The organism is Pandoraea iniqua, from assembly GCF_902459685.1.
GTDB lineage: Bacteria > Pseudomonadota > Gammaproteobacteria > Burkholderiales > Burkholderiaceae > Pandoraea > Pandoraea iniqua.
Genome location: NZ_CABPSF010000002.1, coordinates 34314 through 51209, shown reverse-complemented (window position 1 = coordinate 51209; position 16896 = coordinate 34314). Strand labels below are relative to the sequence as shown.

Here is a 16896-nt window from a genome sequence, read left to right as displayed (position 1 = left end):
CACTTCCTAAGTGGCTTTGCAGGCAGAGGCGCGATCCCTGTGAATCGAGCGCCCTGCCGCGAATGCCGTCTGCGATCAGATCGGGTAATGCCGGGGCGTGGTCTGCACGGTGATCCAGCGCAGCTCGGTGAACTCGCCAATCGACGCCTTGCTACCGAACCGGCCGTAGCCGCTCGACTTCACACCACCGAACGGCATTTGCGCTTCGTCGTGCACCGTCGGGCCATTGATGTGGCATATCCCCGATTCGATCCGCTTGGCCAGTTGCAACGCCCGCGACACATCGCGGCTGAAGATCGCCGCCGACAAACCGAACTCGCTGTCGTTGGCTACGCGAATGGCTTCGTCATCACCGTCGACACGTTGAATCGTGACAACGGGGCCGAACGATTCTTCGCGATAGAGGCGCATCGCAGGCGTCACGCCGTCGACGATCGTCGCCTGCATGATGGCGCCGTCGACACGGCATCCCGGCGGCAACCGCGCGCCGTGTTCGCGTGCATCTTCTACCAACGCTGCCACCCGCGAGGCCGCCTGCGCACTGACCATCGCACCCAGCACGCTGTCGGGCGATGTCGGCGAACCCGCGTGAAGCGTCGCGGCCTTGGCCGTCAGTTTTTCAACGAAGGCATCGGCAATGCTGGCGTCGACGATCACGCGTTCCGTCGACATGCAGATTTGCCCTTGATTGAAGAACGCACCGAAGGCAATGCCGTCCACGGCGGCATCGAGGTCGGCGTCGTCGAGCACCAGCACCGGCGCTTTGCCGCCCAACTCCAGCAACGCAGGCTTGAGATGCTCGGCGGCCACGCGCGCGATGATGCGTCCCACATGGGTGGAACCCGTGAAGTTCACCCGGCGCACGGCCGGATGCGCAATCAGCCGCGCGACGATCTCGCCAGCATCGGCCGGCGCATTGGTCACGATGTTGACCACACCGTCACCGAGGCCAGCGTCGTGCAGACACGCCCCAATCAGCGCGTGAACGCCCGGACATTGCTCCGACGCCTTCAGCACCACCGTGTTGCCGCAGGCGAGCGGCATAGCCAGCGCACGTGTCGCGAGAATCACAGGCGCATTCCACGGCGCGATGCCCAGCACCACGCCGACCGGCGAGCGCACCGCGAGCGCGAGACTGCCGGGCACGTCGCTCGGAATCACGCTGCCATCGATCTGCGTGGTCATCGCAGCGGCTTCGCGCAACATGTTCGCGGCGAGCATCACGTTGAAGCCGTACCAGTTCGCCATCGCGCCGGTCTCGGCCGCACCGACGGCAATGAATTCGGCGGCGCGGGCATCCATGCGTTCGGCGGCGGCCAGCAGACGCGCACGGCGCGCCCCCGGCGACAGCGCCGCCCATGCGGGAAACGCGGCCTGCGCGGCATCCACCGCTGCGTCGGCGTCGGCCAACGTCGCGGCCGGGGCGCGCGAGGCGACTTCGCCGGTAACGGGGTCGATGCGCTCGAACGTGGCGCCGTTCTGTGCGTCTCGCCACTGCCCGCCGATCAGCATCCGGACTTCATGCATTGCTTTGTCTCCTCTCGCTTCCACTCATCATCGTGTGCCCATTGCACATCGCACCGCGCACCGCCCAACCGTCCAACTGCCTTCAACGCTTGTAGGCTTGCAGACCCGGCTTGATCGACTTGTCGTCGAGGAACTGCTTCAGGCCCTGCTCGCGGCCATGCTCCGGGTCGCGCAGTTGTGCCTGATCGAGCTTGGCGTACAGGTAGTCTTCGCACTGCTCCCATGTCAGTTCGCGCGAGCGCTTGAAGCCATGCTTGGCCGCGCGCAGCACCACGGGGTTCTTCTCCAGCAGCTTGCCTGCCAGCGCGATGGTTGCCTCGCGCAGTTGGGCGAGCGGCACGCTCTCGTTCACCAGCCCCATATCGGCGGCTTGCGCACCGTTGAAGGTGTCGCCGGTCATGATGTAGTGCAGCGCGCGGCGATGACCCACCGTATCGGCCATGGCCTTGCTCACCAGATTGCCCGGCGGAATGCCCCAGTTGATTTCCGACAGACCGAACACGGCGTCGTCGGCCGCAATGGCCAGATCGCACGCCACGAGCGGCGAGAAGCCACCGCCGAAACACCAGCCGTTGACCATCGCGATGGTCGGCTTGGCGTACATGCGCAGACGGCGCCATTGCCAGTCGGAGGCGTCGCGGCGAATGCGCTCCTGCACGATTTCCGGGCCGCCGTCGATCTCGCGGAAGTACTCCTTCAGGTCCATGCCGGCCGTCCACGCAGCGCCTGCACCGGTGAGCACGACCACGCGCGCATCGCCGTCGAGTTCGAGCGCATCGAGCACCTGAATCATTTCGCTGTTGAGCGTCGGGCTCATCGCGTTGCGCTTCTCCGGACGATTGAAGGTGACCCAGCCAATGCCGCCTTCCACCTTCACGTCGATCGTTTTCCAGCGTCCTTCGTATGCATTCATTTTGCGTAAATTCCAAGTGTCCGGCGTTCTCTCGCCGCGCGCCGGGAGTGGTGCGCGGTGCTGCCTATGGACACATTTAATATCAGGTAGCCTTACATTGCAAGCTCGATGATTTCAGGGGAAACCCTGAGCTTGCAATGCGGGGGTTCAGTGCATATGGCTCAGAACGTATGACGCATGCCGAGCATCACACCGGTTTGACCGACGCCTGCGGGCGGCGTCGTACCGCCACCGCCGCCGCTGACCGAATAGGCCGCCTTGGCGCTGTTGAACAGGTAGGCGGCTTGCGCGTAGACCGCCGTGCGCACCGAGAGCGAATACGTCGCGCGCAGCGTGGTCATGGTGCCGCGCGTGTCGTGGTCGCTGTTGACGATGCGATAGACCTCGCCATCGACCAGCCACGCGGGGGTGAAGTTGTACGCCGCGCCGAGATAGAACAGGTTCGAGTGCGTGTTGACCGACGCGGTCGAAACCGTGCGGCCGAGCCACCCGCCACCGACCTTGAGTGCGCCGTATTTGTAGTACGCGCCCAAGGTGGTGCGCGTGTCTTTGTCGCTGCTGCTGGTGAGCGCGGTCGGCGCGAGCCCATCGAAGAAGTTGGCAGCGGCGTTGGTCCCGCCGCGTTGCTCTTCATATGACGCCGCGACACCGAAGTTGCTCGCGTCGTATTTCAGCATCACCGACCAGTCGCGGCACTGCATCGACTGCCCCGGCACTTGGCCCGCGCAGGTGCCCTGCCCCGGCGAGTTGCCGGTGCCGCCGCTGTCGCGCCCGAATGAATAAGCCACACCGAACGACAGCCCCTGCCAGCCGACCTGATAGGCGATCGAGTTGTCGGTACGGGCGTTCGGAATATAAGCGTCGAACGAGCCCATACCGTAGATGTCCGGGCCCAGCACGTCGGAGCCGAGCAGCGCGTAGTACGTCATCGAGTACTGACGCCCGAGGGACAGCGTGCCGTACGGGCTCTTCACCCCCACGAATGCCTGACGGCCGAACAGGCGGCCGCCCTGCCCCAGATCGCCGCCACGCAGGTTAAAGCCGCTCTCCAACTGGAAGATTGCCGACAGACCGCCGCCAAGATCTTCCGAGCCGCGCAGGCCCCAGCGCGAGGGCAACTCGCCCGTCACCCCCGGCATGCGCCATACGGCGCCGTTGGCGCTCGCGTGCGAGACGTATTCGATACCGGTGTCGACGATGCCGTACATCGTGACATTCGATTGTGCGGCGGCCAAGCCGGGTGCCACGAGCGCGGCAGCGGCAGACAAAATGCCCAGCGAGCGTGCGGAAAGTGCCATGCGAGTCTCCATTGTTATCGATATTTTTTGGGTGATCAGTCGGCTGCGCGGGGACGACGGATAAGCGTGAGTGCGGCGAGCGCTGCGACGATGACGACCGGCACACTGGCGCCGATCACCACGGCCGCACTGCTGCCCACAGCGAGCAACATGCCTGCGGCGAGCGGTCCGACCACCGAGCCGATACGCCCGATCGCTACCGCCGCACCGACACCGGTGCCGCGCATGGCGGTCGGGTAATAAGCCGCTGCGAGTGCATAGAGCACCGACTGGCCGCCGATGATGAACATGCCGGCGAAGAAGGCCGCCGTCGCCAGCACGGCGAAGCCTTGCGCCGCCGCCAACCCGATCAGCGAGGCAATCATGCCGAGATACATGCCACCGATGACGACCGACATGCGCACGCGGTCCATCAGCAGGCCAAGGCACAGCACACCGACGGCGCTGCCGACATTGAAGAGAATCTGCACCCAGCCGATTTCACCGCGGGCGAGACCGCGCGAGCCCATGAGCGACGGCAGCCAGTTGAGCAGGAAATACAGCACGATGAGCGTGCAGAAGTAGCTCAGCCACAACTGCACCGTCGACACGCCACGCCCCTCGGAGAACAGCACCGACATGAACGGCGCAGGCGTAGTGCGCTGACCTTGCGACGTGGCCGCTGCGAATGCCTTCGACTCGGGCAGGAACATGGCGAGCAACGGCAACAGCAGCAACGGCCCGACACCGCCCACGTAGAAGATGTGGCGCCAGTCGGCATCGCTCACGGCGAGCATGCCGATGGTCGCGGCAATACCGCCGCCCAGCGGAATACCGCAGTACATGATGCTCACCGCTGTGCCGCGCAGACGCGGTGCGACGGCCTCCGAGGAAAGCGCGATCAGGTTCGGCATGGCACCGCCGAGGCCGATGCCCGTGAGCACGCGCACGATCACCAGCATCCAGAAGTCGGACACGAACGCGGTGGCAATCGACAACACCCCGAACAGCGCCGCCGAGAGCATCAGCACGCGCTTGCGGCCGATGCTGTCGGCCAGCCGGCCGCCGACCATGGCACCGGGCAACAGCCCGAACGTGCCGGCCGAGAAGGCAATGCCCATCTGCGCGACACTCAGCCCGAACTCCTTGGCCATGCCCCGTGCGGCCACCCCGACCGATTGGAGGTCAAGCCCTTCGAGCAGTGCGACCGCAAAGCACAAGCCCAGCGTGAGCACCACCGTGTTGGCGGTGCTGCCCGCGTGCTCATTCGCAGCAGGCAATATCGCCTGCGCCCCCCTCTCCCGAGTCGATTCCATAATGTCTCCTGTGATCTTCGTGGACTCCGGCTACCGCCCGCCAACCCGCGACACGCGGCGCCCGATGTAGTTACCTGCGAGACTTGCCGTCGCCACATCGGTCACACCGGTCACATAATCAGGAAACCTGATATTAAAGACGCAAGTGCAAAGGGCGTGACGGTGCCGCAGCGGACTCCATTTAATATCAAGCTACCTGACAATACAAGCGCTCAGCGGGTCGGGACAAACCCGAAGCGCACGCCTACGGCGGCGTGCTGGGGTAGGCGCAAAAACGACTGGTGGTCGGGGGAAAACTCGGGGGAAGCTCAGGAGAACAAACAGAAGACGTCGCGGATGACGGCGGCTTAGTCGCGCAGGTTGCGCACGAACATTTCCAGATGACGTTGTACGGCGGCGGCGTCTTCGCGGCTGACGTCCGTGCGCATGCGGGCGTCGATCTCCTTGGCCACTGCTTCACACTGGGCGAGCACCCGGCGGCCTTCGTCGGTCAGTTGCAGGAGCACGATGCGGCCGTGATTCGGGTCGGGTTCGCGCGTGATCCACTGGCGCGACGCCATGACACCCACGACCTCATTGGCCGATTGCGGCGTGATGAACGAGCGTTGCGCGAGTTGCGCGTTGGAGAGTTTGCCGCGCGCGTCGAGCACCGACAGCGCGGTGAACTGCGCGAGCGTGAGACCGAGCGGTGCGAGCGCCTCGGACATGTGGCGGCGCAGCAGGCGATCGAGGCTGGCGATGACGTACGTCAGGCGCAGCTTCGAGCGGCGCGGACGGCCATCGGCAGCATTAGCAGTATTGGCCGTATTGGCCGTCTCGGGCGTCACGTCGGCACCGGCGCCACCGGAGGCCGGCGCGGCCGTCTCGGCCAGATCAGCCAAACCGGACGCAGCGGCCGCAGCGGCCGGCTTTTTTTTCGGGGAAACGACGCTCATGGTGAGTAGCGAGAATACATAGCTTCTCGCGCGATACGGGAAAGACAGCAGTGTAACGCCGACACCACGCGGTGGCGACGGTCTTCCGCCCGAATCATCGCACCGATGAGCGCCGCGAAATCACGGCGCGACTCTGCCTTCGTTTCCGGCGGAGCCGCTTCGCTCAGGGCCTGTTCCCGGCCTGTTCCCCTCAGCTCGCCAGCTTGCGGAACGTCTCCAGCACGGCATCGCCCTTGAACGGTTTGACGATCCAGCCGCGCACGCCGGCCGCCTTGCCGCGCTCTTTCATCGCCGGGCTGCTCTCGGTGGTGAGCATCACCACGTTGACCGAGCTGTTGGCGAGTTCGCCGCGAATCTTCTCGACCATCGTCAGACCGTCCATGTTCGGCATGTTCACGTCGCTGATGACGAGCTTCACGCCCGGGCTGGCCTTGATCTTCGCGAGGCCGTCCTTGCCGTCGACGGCCGTGTCGACATCCAGACCGTTCTTGCGCAGGAAACCCGCGACTTCGTCGCGCACAGTGCTCGAATCGTCGACCACGAGAATCTTCGACATGGTGTTGTCCTTGAAAATTGGTAAGTGAATATGTGTGTGAATGGGTGAGCCCGTGGCTCAGAACATTTCCAGTGCGCCGGTCTCGACCGGCTCGGCCACGGTCTGCGCGGCTTCGCGGAAGGCTTCGGGCGACCAGTTCAGGCTGAAGACAAAGTGCTGATGCAGCGTGACGATCTGCCCGCTCACCGGGTCCGTCAGCTGATAGACGAAGCACAGTTGCGGGTTATCGGTGCCGAACGAGATGTACTTCTGCTTGTGGTTGATCAGCAGCGGCACCTGCACCTGCGTGTGGTCCACGGCCGCCGGGTCGCCCATGAAGCGGCTCTTGAACGCGCCCCAGATGAGGTTCGTCATCTCGCCCAGCATGCCGTTGAGTTCGCGAAACCCGGCCTGCCCTTCGCAGCGGCCCGTGTGTTCGAGCAACTGCATGAACGGCACCTGCTCGGCCTGCATCATCATGTAGCCGCGGCACCACGCGCTTTCCAGCGGAATCAGGCTGAAGACTTCGCCGAAGATGATGCGGTCGCGCACCACGCTCGGCGACTCGCACGTCACAGTGACATCGCCGAACAGGCCGCGAATGGCGCCATCGGTGATATCGATCATCCCGCGCACCAGCGCTTCGGGATATTCGTGTTCGACGTTGTCGTCGAGGATCAGGAAGTGGTTGACCGACTCGCGGGGGGTGGTTCGGTTCATCGTATTGGGTTCCTTGCCAAGACGTGGGGCGAATTCAAAACAGTTCCAGCTCGCCGCCGCTGTCCTGCGTCTCGCTCACTTCGGCGACGAAGTCGAGCGGCGCATGCGCGCAAACGCACAGCGTGGCAGCCAGGCGGACCGAGCCGTCGAGAGTGATCTCCCACGACGCCAGGTGATTCGGCTTGAGTTGAGTCAGATGCGGCACGCAGCGCGCGCTAAGCACATAGGGCGTCGACATGCCCAGATCGGGAAAGTAGTTCAGCAGTTCCTGATTGATCGCGCCGCAGCACAGATTGCTGATTTCGAGAAACGCCTCGCGAAACGGCTTGTCCTGCGCTTCCCCGAGGAAGTAGGCCGCCGTCGCGTCGTCCTCGTCGAAATGCAGAATCAGCAGCATGCGAAAGCCGATCGACGAAATGGTGAGCACCACCACGTTCGCATGCCGTTTGGCGAGATCGACACCGGCATCGTTCGCGGGCTCGGACTGACGCGTTTGCAACGGCACGATTTCGCAAGGCGCGTCGACCGAGCGGGCCAGCCGCGTACGTGCCGCCTTGTGCAGAATGCGCTCGAAACTGTCGCGTGCGTGAGTGCTGATCAAAACGCCACCTGCCTAGTGAAGACGGGAATGCAACTGATGCGCCAGCGACTCGACGCTCGAGAGCGATGCGGCAATCATCTTGCCGCCCGCCTGAATGTCCTGAAACGTCGCCGTGGTCGTCACGTCGTTGCGATGCAGGCTGTCGCGATAGCTCTTCGACAGTTCTTCCGAGCGGGTGGCGAGCGAACGCACTTCGCTCGCAACGATGCCGAACCCTCGCCCGGCCGTGCCTGCGCGTGCGGCTTCAATCGACGCGTTGAGCGAGACGATCAGCACGTGCCGCACGATCGATGCCAACTCGTGATTCTTCGCGTGCATGTCCTGATTCTGGGTCATGAGCGAAATCATCTGCTCGTGCCAACGCTCGAACGTCGCCGCGAGCCCACGCAAACGCGCCGCTTCCCCGGCGATGCGCTGGGCTTCTTCCTGCCATTGCGTCTTGGCGTCGAGCACGGCGGCTTCGGATTTGCGTGCGACTTGCAGATCAGACTCGGCTTGCGTCAACTGCGCTTGCAGCGCCGCCAATGCGGTGGCGTGCGCTTCGGCGGTCTCGTCGCCGCCCGCCTGTGCGGCGCGCTCGCGCTCAAGCGCCTGTTCGAGCGCTTCTTCGTGCGTCTTCTCCAGCGCGCGCCAATGCGCGACGGCCTGCGCCATGCGCCAGCGATGCACGATGAAGCCGATCACGCCCGCACCCGCCACACCGGCGAGGGCGCCCGCCGCGATCCATTCCACTGCTGCCATGCTCTTGATGCCTCCGAAAGCGGCGCGGCGGCCGCAGACCGGTCAGGTCTGCGCCGCCGTGCATTCATACTGGGGTCAGACCTTGCCGGCGTTCGAGAGATTGGACAGGTCGTCGCGAATCTCATGCGTTTCGACCTTCCCGAGCGTATCGATTGACTCGACCGGCGCACTCGGCAAATCGACCGCATCGGCCGCCACGCTGTTCATGTCGAAGCCATCGACCACCAGGTTGTCCGGCAGGCACACCACTGTCTGGAACTGACGGAATTCCGCGCCCTTTCGGTCGTCGGTGAAACGCAACTCGATGCGGCCATGTTCGCGGCGCACGAAGTCCTGCACGGCATCCATGCCCACGCCACGCCCCGACACTTCGGTCACTTGTGCGGCCGTCGAGAAGCCCGGGCGGAAGATGAACTGCGCAATCTGCTCGTCCGTCACATAAGTTTCCGACGTGATCCAGCCGCGCTGCACGGCGATACCGCGAATGCGATGCAGCGCCAGACCGCGACCGTCGTCGGTCAGCGTGACTTGCAGCATGTTGTGATCGAGACCGACTTCGATGTCGATGGTGCCTGCGGCCGGTTTGCCCTTGGCGCGGCGCTCATCACCACTTTCCAGCCCGTGGTCCATCGAGTTGCGCAGCAGGTGCATGAACACGTCGCGCAGAATTCGCACGGCCGGCGAGCGCAGGCGATAGCCGTTGTCGTCGATACGCACAGCCGGGGCCGGTTTGCCGAGTTCGCTGGCCAGCGACGGCAGCGAATCGAGTACCCCGCCCAATGCCTCGCCCACGCCTTCGGTGCCCAGCAGACGCAGCGTCTGGTGCACAGCGTCGCGCATCGCAACCAGTTGATGCAGATCGTTCGGGTCGGCCGCTTCGAGCATGCGCAGGCTGGCGCGGATATGCCCGCGATCCACCACCATCGACTGCTCGTCGGCGGTGCGGCCCGGGCCCTTGCGGCCCAGACTCATTTCGTTGATATGGGCGTACGTGTCGACCGCGTTGCGCACGCGTTCGAGTTCGCGCATCAGGTGGTCCTGATCCCACGGCAAGCCCGCTTCCGGCTGACGCAGCTCGTGGTACTGCTGCTCGGTCTCGTGCACGACGTTGGTCAGGTATTGCAGGTTGTACGTGCGCGCGTTGCCCTTGATCGTGTGCATGTTGCGGAACAGTTCCGCAATGGCTGCACTGTCGGCCTGCGAGTGCTTGCGGATGATGCGCTCGTTCTCGCGAATGAAGTCGGTCGAGCTTTCGATGAAGTGGTGGAACTTCTCCTGACTCACCGCCAGAATCTCGCCGATCATTTCGAGGCGCTGCTTCTGCTGGTTGGCTTCGGCGGCCAGTTCACGCAGTTCGGTCACGTCACGCACGCACAGCATCAGGCGCAGGATCGTGTCGGTCTCGTCGGTAATGGCGGACCACGTCAGGTCGAGTTGCTTCACGCGGCCATCGGGCATGCGCTTGCCGATTTCGCCCACGAGCAGGTGTTCGTTGAAGGCGAAGTTGATGGCGTCCTGACCGATACAAGCATCGACGGCGGCTTCGACTTGCGACAGCGCGTCGGAACCGAGATCGCTGTCGCCGAACACCAGCTCCATCACGCCACGGCCCGCGATGTCCTGCGTCTCGAAGATCGCTTCGAGATAAGCCGAGTATTCGGCGTGCACCTTTGAGCCGTCGACCACCGTCAGAATGCCCTGCTGCATGTTCTGCAACATCGCCTGAATATCGGCCGTCTTCTGCTTGAGTTGCGCCGAGCGCTCCTGAATCTTCTCGATCATGCCGTTGAACGCGACGATCGAATGGCCGATTTCGTCCATCCGGCCGACCGGAACGCGGCGGGTGAAGTCCTGACTGCTGGCAATCTCGCTCATCATGCCTTGCATGCGCGAGAGCGGGCGGGTGATCTGACGGTAGAGCAGCGCGCCGATGGCGGTCAGCAACAGGATCGCGAGGCCCGTGACGATGGCGATGGCCGTCGTCGTGGTCGAGAGCGTGTTGTTGAGCGTGGCGATCGCGGAATCCTTCTCGCGGTTCTTTTCCACGCGCAGCGTGTTGACCACGCCTTCGAGTTCGTCGCGATACTGCGCGACGTTCGCAAACAGGAACGCCTGCGCCATCTCGGCCTTGCCGGCCTGTTTGAGCTTGGCGGTGTCGGTGATCGCGTTGAAGTAGTTGTCGACGCTCTCGCGGGCCTGTGTCACCAGCCCCTTCTGTGCGTCGCTGGCGGCGCCGTCGGCTTGACGGGCGAGCGATTGATCGATGTCGGCGCGCAGCTTTTTGAGATTGTCGAGCGCCTGTTCGACGACGGTCTCGTCAGGCGCATAGACCAGCGTCATCGTGGCGATCTGGACTGCCTTGACTTGCGAGACGAGATCGGCAGAAGCGAGCGCGCTCGGTACCACACCTTCGGTTACCTGCCGCACTTTCTGAGCGCTGGCACGCGTCTGGTACACCGCGTAGCCACCAATGATCGAGAGCGCGACAAACGTCAGGATCACCAATAGCGTTATTCGATGACGGATGGTCATTGCGTCATTTCCCCGGGTCGCACCGGCGCCCGGTGCCCCGCGTGATTGACGCAGTAGATCGGCCGCCGAATTAGTTTGTAAATTCCTCGTGCGACGTGATTATCAGGGGCGAACTGTGACGATTCGATGAATCAACGGAAGCTTCACGTATCACCCGATCGGCAATGGCGTGTAGGAATCCAAGATGGGTAAGCACTAACTTTCCGAGGGGGTGAGCGCTTGCTATATAGACGCATCGTCCTCACCACGTCCCCCTCGCGAAGATGCCATCACGACGACTTCGCTTAACGTGCGCCTTCATCGGCCATTGCATCGATACGGCGCAACGAGCCTGCGGCCAACTCGGTGAACTGACGCCACAGTTCCGGCTTGGCGCGACCGCGTTTGACGATACGGTGAAAGCCGAGCGCCACTTCGGGAGAAGTGAGCACATCCCAACGCACCGCACGCGCGCGGCAGGCCGGTAAGGTGAACGTCGGCACGATGGCGGCACCGAGCCCGGCTTCAGCCATGCCGATCAATGTCTCGAAGCGGCGAAACACCGCACGCGGCTCGTCGGCGCGACCGATGCGTGCGAGATGCGTCTCCACGAGTTGCTGAATCGGATTGTCGGGTGGCAAGCTGATCAGCTTCTCGTCGCGTAGATCGTCCCAAGTGATGCCGTCCTTTGCCGTCTTGCGCGACAACGCTCGCTTGCCCGCCGCCGTCACGCGCATCAGGCGAAACGATTGCAGCAGCGTGCGCTCGATGCCGTGCGACGCTTTCGTGAAGAAACCGAAGCCCAGATCGGCCTCGCCCTGCTCGACAAGCGCATGCACTTGCGCGAGTTCGGCTTCCACCAGCCGCAGATCCACATCGGGATGCGCGCTCGCAAAGGCGCCGAACCATTCCGGCATCAGGTGCGACGACACGAGGGGCGTGGCGGCAATGCGCAACGTCTTGCGTGCCACCTGACCAAACGCAGCGATCTCTCCGGCCACCGCATCGAGTTGACCGACCGCCGCGCTCGCCACCGGCAACAACGCGTGACCGGCCTGCGTGAGCGTGACGCTGCGAGTCGTCCGGTCGAACAAACGGCTGCCCAACTGCGTTTCGATCTCGCGCATCATCACCGACAGCCCGGCCTGCGTGATGTGCAACCGCTCCGCCGCACGGGTGAAGTTGCCCAGCGTGGCGACCAGCACGAACGCTTTCAATTGACGCAGCGAGATGTTCATCCGTCACTCATAACTATCGAATATGAATTCATATGATAGTCAAAATTCCCTAATGACTGGCAGCGCGCTTTAATGGTGTCCATTCCAACCTCACCGCGCATTGCCGCGCAGGAGACACCTCCATGTCCTCATCCGTCGATGTAGCCATCGTCGGCGCCGGTATCGGCGGCCTGACGCTCGCCCTCACCCTTCACGAAGCGGGCATCGCCTGCCGCATCTACGAAGCCGTGGCCGAGATTCGTCCGCTGGGCGTCGGCGTGAACATCCTGCCGCACGCGGCGCGCGTGCTCGATGAGCTTGGCCTGACCAACTCACTGCGGGACGTCGCAGTCACCACGCGCGAATCGGCATTCTTCAATCGATTCGGTCAATTCGTGTATCGCGAGCCCGCCGGTGAATATGCCGGCTACGCATGGCCGCAGTTCTCGATCCATCGCGGCGATCTGCAAGGCATTCTGCTTGCCGCCGTGCGCGAGCGCCTTGGCGCCGACGCGGTGGTCGAAGGGCATCGCTGCACCGGCTTCGAACAGAACGACGACAACGTCACCGTCCGGTTCGCATCGCCCGATGGCGACGCCCTGCCGCCGGTCAGCGCGCGTCTGCTCGTGGCCGCTGACGGCATTCACTCGGTCGTGCGCAAGCAGTGCTATCCCACCGAGGGCGCACCGCGCTATTCGGGCGTGAACATGTGGCGCGGCAGTGTGGTGCTGCCGCCGTTCCTATCGGGCGCGACGATGGTGCGTGCCGGTTGGCTGTCTGTCGGCAAAATGGTGATCTATCCGATTCGTAACAACGTCGACGGTCAAGGCAATCAATTGGTGAACTGGGTCGCCGAAATCGAATCGCCGCAGCCGGCGCGCCGCGACTGGAATGGCGTGGGGCGGCGGGAGGATTTCTTCCCGGCGTTTGCCGACTGGCATTTCGACTGGCTCGATGTGGCCGGGATGATCGAGGCCACCGAGACCATTCTCGAATATCCGATGGTCGATCAAGACCCGCTGCCGCGTTGGACCTTCGGGCGCGTCACGCTGCTCGGCGACGCGGCGCACCCGATGGTGCCGCGCGGCTCGAATGGCGCCGGGCAGGCCATTCTCGACGCGCCGTGTCTGGCCGCGCAGCTTCGCGAGCACGGCCTGACCACGGCGGCACTCGACGCTTATGAACGCATTCGCGGCAAGGCCACCGCCGATGTCGTGCTGATGAACCGCACGGCGCCACCGGACGCCATTCTGCAAACGGTGCACGACCTGAGCGGCGACAAGCCGTTCGCGCGGATCGAGGATGTCATCAGCAACGCCGATCTCGCCGAGATTTCGAATCGCTACAAGAATGTGGCCGGACTCAATCGGGAGACCCTCAATGCCAAACAGGCGGCGGCCGCCCGCTGACGCCTAACCGGCGCCCCCGGACACCCATCGACAACGACCTGCGTGCGCGCCCGACGGCCCGCACGCTTTTGCATTTGCATTTGCCACACTTTCGACAGAGCCTCGCCAACGAGGCCATTCGTGGAGACAAACGTATGCCTACGCCCCGCATCGACCTGCGAGCGCTCATCGACGAGCGGCCGTTCGGTCGCTATCAGTTGCTCGTCACCGCGCTGTGTGCGCTGATTGTCTTTCTCGATGGTTTCGACACGCAGGCCATCGGTTATGTCGCCCCCGCCATCGTGCACGCGTTGGGTATCGAACGCGCCGCACTCAGTCCAGTCTTCTCGGCGAGTCTCGTCGGCCTCACGCTCGGCGCACTGATCGGCGGCCCCTTATCTGACCGGCTGGGACGCAGGCCCGTACTGATCGCGGGCATGCTCATCTTCGGCGTCATGTCGCTGGCAACGGCGCTCGCGCAATCGGTCACGGCATTGCTCATCTTGCGGCTCGTGACAGGCATCGGATTGGGCTGTGTAATGCCCAACGCCATCGCCCTCACCGGCGAGTTCGCGCCGGAGCGTGTGCGCTCGACGGCAATCATGGTGATGTTTTGCGGCTTCTCGCTGGGTGCCGCGCTAGGCGGGCTCGCGGCCGCCGGGTTGATTCGCGACTTCGGCTGGCAATCGGTGTTTGTCGTTGGCGGCTTGTTGCCGTTGGCCGCCACCGTGCTTGCGTGGCGATGTCTGCCCGAATCGCCTCGCTTTCTGATCGCCCGCGCGAAAGACCCGGCCCGCCTGCGAGCGGTACTACGCAAGCTCGCGCCCGATCTCCCGGCCGATGCGCAGATCGACGGCGGCGTGGACGTTCATGCGTCAGGTCATGCCGGTGTGCGCGCGCTATTTGCCGACAAGCGAGTGCGTATCACCCTGCTGCTGTGGGTGATCTTCTTCATGAGCCTGATGGATCTGTACTTCCTGTCGAGTTGGCTGCCCACCGTGATTCACGATGCGGGCATCCCCCTCGATACGGCCGCCCTCATCACGTCGATGCTGCAAATCGGCGGCACGCTGGGCACGCTCACGCTGGGACGCGTCTTCGACCGCGTGCCGCCCTTCAAGGCGCTCAGTGCGGTGTATCTGTGTGCGGCGGTGTGCATCGTGCTGGTGGGGCTCGCAGGCACCTCGGTGGCCGTGCTGGCGGCAACGATCTTCGGTGCAGGCTTTTGCGTGGTCGGCGGGCAGATCGGTGCGAATGCGCTGGCCGCGCGCACGTACCCGACGACGATTCGGGGTACGGGGGTCGGCTGGGCACTCGGTATCGGCCGCATCGGCTCCATCGTCGGGCCGATGGTCGGCGGCGTGTTGCTGGCGTTGCAATGGGACCCGCAGCACCTCTTCATGATGGCTGCCGTCCCGGCGCTGATTGCCAGCGTTGCGGCACTGGCGATCAGCGTGGGCGTACGGCGCTCGGGGGGTGAGGAAGCTCACCAGCCCGATGCCGCTACAACAGAGACTGCCTGATCAGAAACCGGCGGCGAGGCCGTCGCGACGGCTGTCGCTGGCGGCCACGTAGCCGCGCTCCGGATCGTTGCGATCCAGACGCCAGATGTACTGACCTGAACCAAAGTCCATATACGGATCGTCGATGGACTTCAGCTTGTGGCCCAGTGCGAGCAGCCCGGCCACCGTCTCACGGTCGAGCGTGGATTCCACGTCGATTGTGAAGTCGCGGTTGACCTTCCAGCGCGGTGCGTCGCACGCCGCCTGCGGCTGCTGGCCGTAGTCGAGCATGCGCACGATCGACTGCAAGTGGCCTTGCGGCTGCATATCGCCACCCATCACGCCGAAGCTCATCACGGCCTCGTGCTGGCCGTTGACCTTTTGCGTGAGGAACGCCGGAATGATCGTGTGGAACGGGCGCTTGCCGCCTTCGACCACGTTGGCCGACTTCGGGTCCATCGAGAAGCCGCAGCCACGGTTTTGCAGCGCGATGCCCAGGTCGGGCACGACCACGCCGGAACCGAAGCCCATGTAGTTCGACTGGATGAAACTGACCATCATGCCGCTCTCGTCGGCGGTCGACATATAGATCGTGCCGCCGGCCTTGGGCATGCCGAAGTCGAACTGCGTGGCACGGTCCGGATCGATGAGCTTCGCGCGCGCCGTCAGGTACGCGTCGTCGAGCATCTGTTCCGGCGTGACTTCCATCGAGCGCGGGTCGGCCACGTACTTGTACAGATCGGCAAACGCGAGCTTCATCGCCTCGATCTGCAAGTGCTGCGAGTGCACGCGGTCGACAGCAAGACGCGAGACGTCGAACTTCTCGAGAATGCCCAGTGCCATCAGCGCGGCAATGCCCTGCCCGTTCGGCGGAATCTCGTGCACGGTGTAGCCGCGATAGTCCTTCTCGATCGGCTTGACCCAGTCGGCGCGGTAGTTGCGCAGATCGTCGGTCGTCATCGACCCGCCGTGCTCGCTCGACCAGCCGACGATGCGCTCGGCGATCTCGCCTTCGTAGTAAGCGCGCGGGCCTTGTTCGGCCAGCATGCGCAGCGTGCGCGCGTGGCCCGGGAAACGCATCATTTCGCTGGTCGTCGGTGCACGGCCATGCGTCATGAACGTCTGCGCGTAGCCCGGCTGGTCTTTCAGTTCCGGTACGGCGGCGGCCCATTTGCGCGCAACGATGTTGGCGACCGCGTGCCCCCGCTCGGCGATCTCGATGGCCGGTGCCATCAGATCGGCGAACGGCAGCTTGCCGAACTTCGCGTGCAGCGCTTCCCAGCCTGCGATCACGCCGGGCACGGTGACGGTGTCTACGCCGCGCGTCGGTTGCTTCGCGATACCGTGCTGCTCACCGTATTTCTTGCGGAAGTAGTCGACGTTCCACGCTTCCGGTGCCACACCCGAAGCGTTCAGGCCGTGCAGCTCCTTGCCGTCCCAGATGAGCGCGAAGCAGTCGCCGCCCAGACCGTTCGAGACCGGCTCGACGATGGTCATGCAGGCCGCAGCGGCAATGGCGGCGTCGACGGCGTTACCGCCCTGCCACAGAATGCGCAGGCCGGCTTGCGCGGCGAGCGGGTGCGACGTCGACACGATGTTGCGGGCGAACACCGGCAGGCGCGGTGTCGGATAAGGGTTCTGCCAGTTGAATTGCGTCATGACGCTTTCACTTACCTTTGTCTCGAATGGGTGGAGTTGGCTGCCGGGGAGGCC

General features: G+C 64.1%; 14 protein-coding genes. 2 read left to right on the top strand and 12 right to left on the bottom strand.

Features of this window, described 5'->3' with window-relative positions:
- Positions 1–75: 75 nt before the first annotated feature.
- From PIN31009_RS05995 to PIN31009_RS05945, 11 genes are all read right to left on the bottom strand, one after another.
- On the bottom strand, positions 76–1527 hold the full coding sequence (locus PIN31009_RS05995; protein WP_150789673.1) for an aldehyde dehydrogenase: 1452 nt from the start codon (positions 1525–1527) through the stop codon (positions 76–78).
- An 82-nt stretch (positions 1528–1609) separates the two neighbouring features.
- The gene (locus PIN31009_RS05990; RefSeq protein WP_150789672.1) at positions 1610–2440 is read right to left on the bottom strand and encodes a p-hydroxycinnamoyl CoA hydratase/lyase; all 831 of its coding nucleotides are present in this window, start codon (positions 2438–2440) and stop codon (positions 1610–1612) included.
- A gap of 161 nt (positions 2441–2601) precedes the next feature.
- Positions 2602–3738 (bottom strand): porin, encoded by a 1137-nt coding sequence (locus tag PIN31009_RS05985; RefSeq protein WP_150789671.1) that lies wholly within the window; start codon positions 3736–3738, stop codon positions 2602–2604.
- 35 nt (positions 3739–3773) lie between these two features.
- Positions 3774–5033, bottom strand: coding sequence for a 3-(3-hydroxy-phenyl)propionate transporter MhpT (mhpT, locus tag PIN31009_RS05980; RefSeq protein WP_150789670.1), 1260 nt, complete (start codon positions 5031–5033; stop codon positions 3774–3776).
- Positions 5034–5380: 347 nt separating this feature from the next.
- Entirely contained in the window at positions 5381–5968 is a 588-nt protein-coding gene (locus tag PIN31009_RS05975) for a MarR family winged helix-turn-helix transcriptional regulator (RefSeq protein ID WP_246185532.1), read from the bottom strand.
- Between the two features lie 190 nt (positions 5969–6158).
- Positions 6159–6524, bottom strand: coding sequence for a response regulator (locus tag PIN31009_RS05970; RefSeq protein ID WP_058375623.1), 366 nt, complete (start codon positions 6522–6524; stop codon positions 6159–6161).
- A gap of 57 nt (positions 6525–6581) precedes the next feature.
- Positions 6582–7223 (bottom strand): chemotaxis protein CheX, encoded by a 642-nt coding sequence (locus PIN31009_RS05965; protein ID WP_087722132.1) that lies wholly within the window; start codon positions 7221–7223, stop codon positions 6582–6584.
- Positions 7224–7257: 34 nt separating this feature from the next.
- A complete protein-coding gene (locus PIN31009_RS05960) occupies positions 7258–7824 on the bottom strand; it encodes a hypothetical protein (protein ID WP_150683488.1) in 567 nt (188 codons plus the stop codon).
- Positions 7825–7836: 12 nt separating this feature from the next.
- A complete protein-coding gene (locus PIN31009_RS05955; RefSeq protein ID WP_150789669.1) occupies positions 7837–8565 on the bottom strand; it encodes a methyl-accepting chemotaxis protein in 729 nt (242 codons plus the stop codon).
- A 75-nt stretch (positions 8566–8640) separates the two neighbouring features.
- Positions 8641–11097: an MCP four helix bundle domain-containing protein gene (locus PIN31009_RS05950; protein WP_246185531.1), complete on the bottom strand. Its 2457-nt coding sequence runs from the start codon at positions 11095–11097 to the stop codon at positions 8641–8643.
- A gap of 284 nt (positions 11098–11381) precedes the next feature.
- Positions 11382–12314 (bottom strand): LysR family transcriptional regulator, encoded by a 933-nt coding sequence (locus PIN31009_RS05945; protein WP_150683486.1) that lies wholly within the window; start codon positions 12312–12314, stop codon positions 11382–11384.
- A gap of 122 nt (positions 12315–12436) precedes the next feature.
- Between PIN31009_RS05945 and PIN31009_RS05940 the strand changes: the two genes are divergently transcribed.
- Positions 12437–13702, top strand: a complete 1266-nt coding sequence (locus PIN31009_RS05940; protein ID WP_150789668.1) for a flavin-dependent oxidoreductase — start codon at positions 12437–12439, stop codon at positions 13700–13702.
- A gap of 134 nt (positions 13703–13836) precedes the next feature.
- Entirely contained in the window at positions 13837–15204 is a 1368-nt protein-coding gene (locus PIN31009_RS05935; protein WP_150789667.1) for an MFS transporter, read from the top strand.
- Here PIN31009_RS05935 and PIN31009_RS05930 read toward each other — a convergent pair whose 3' ends face one another.
- Entirely contained in the window at positions 15205–16842 is a 1638-nt protein-coding gene (locus PIN31009_RS05930; RefSeq protein ID WP_150789666.1) for a gamma-glutamyltransferase family protein, read from the bottom strand.
- Between the last annotated feature and the right edge of the window lie 54 nt (positions 16843–16896).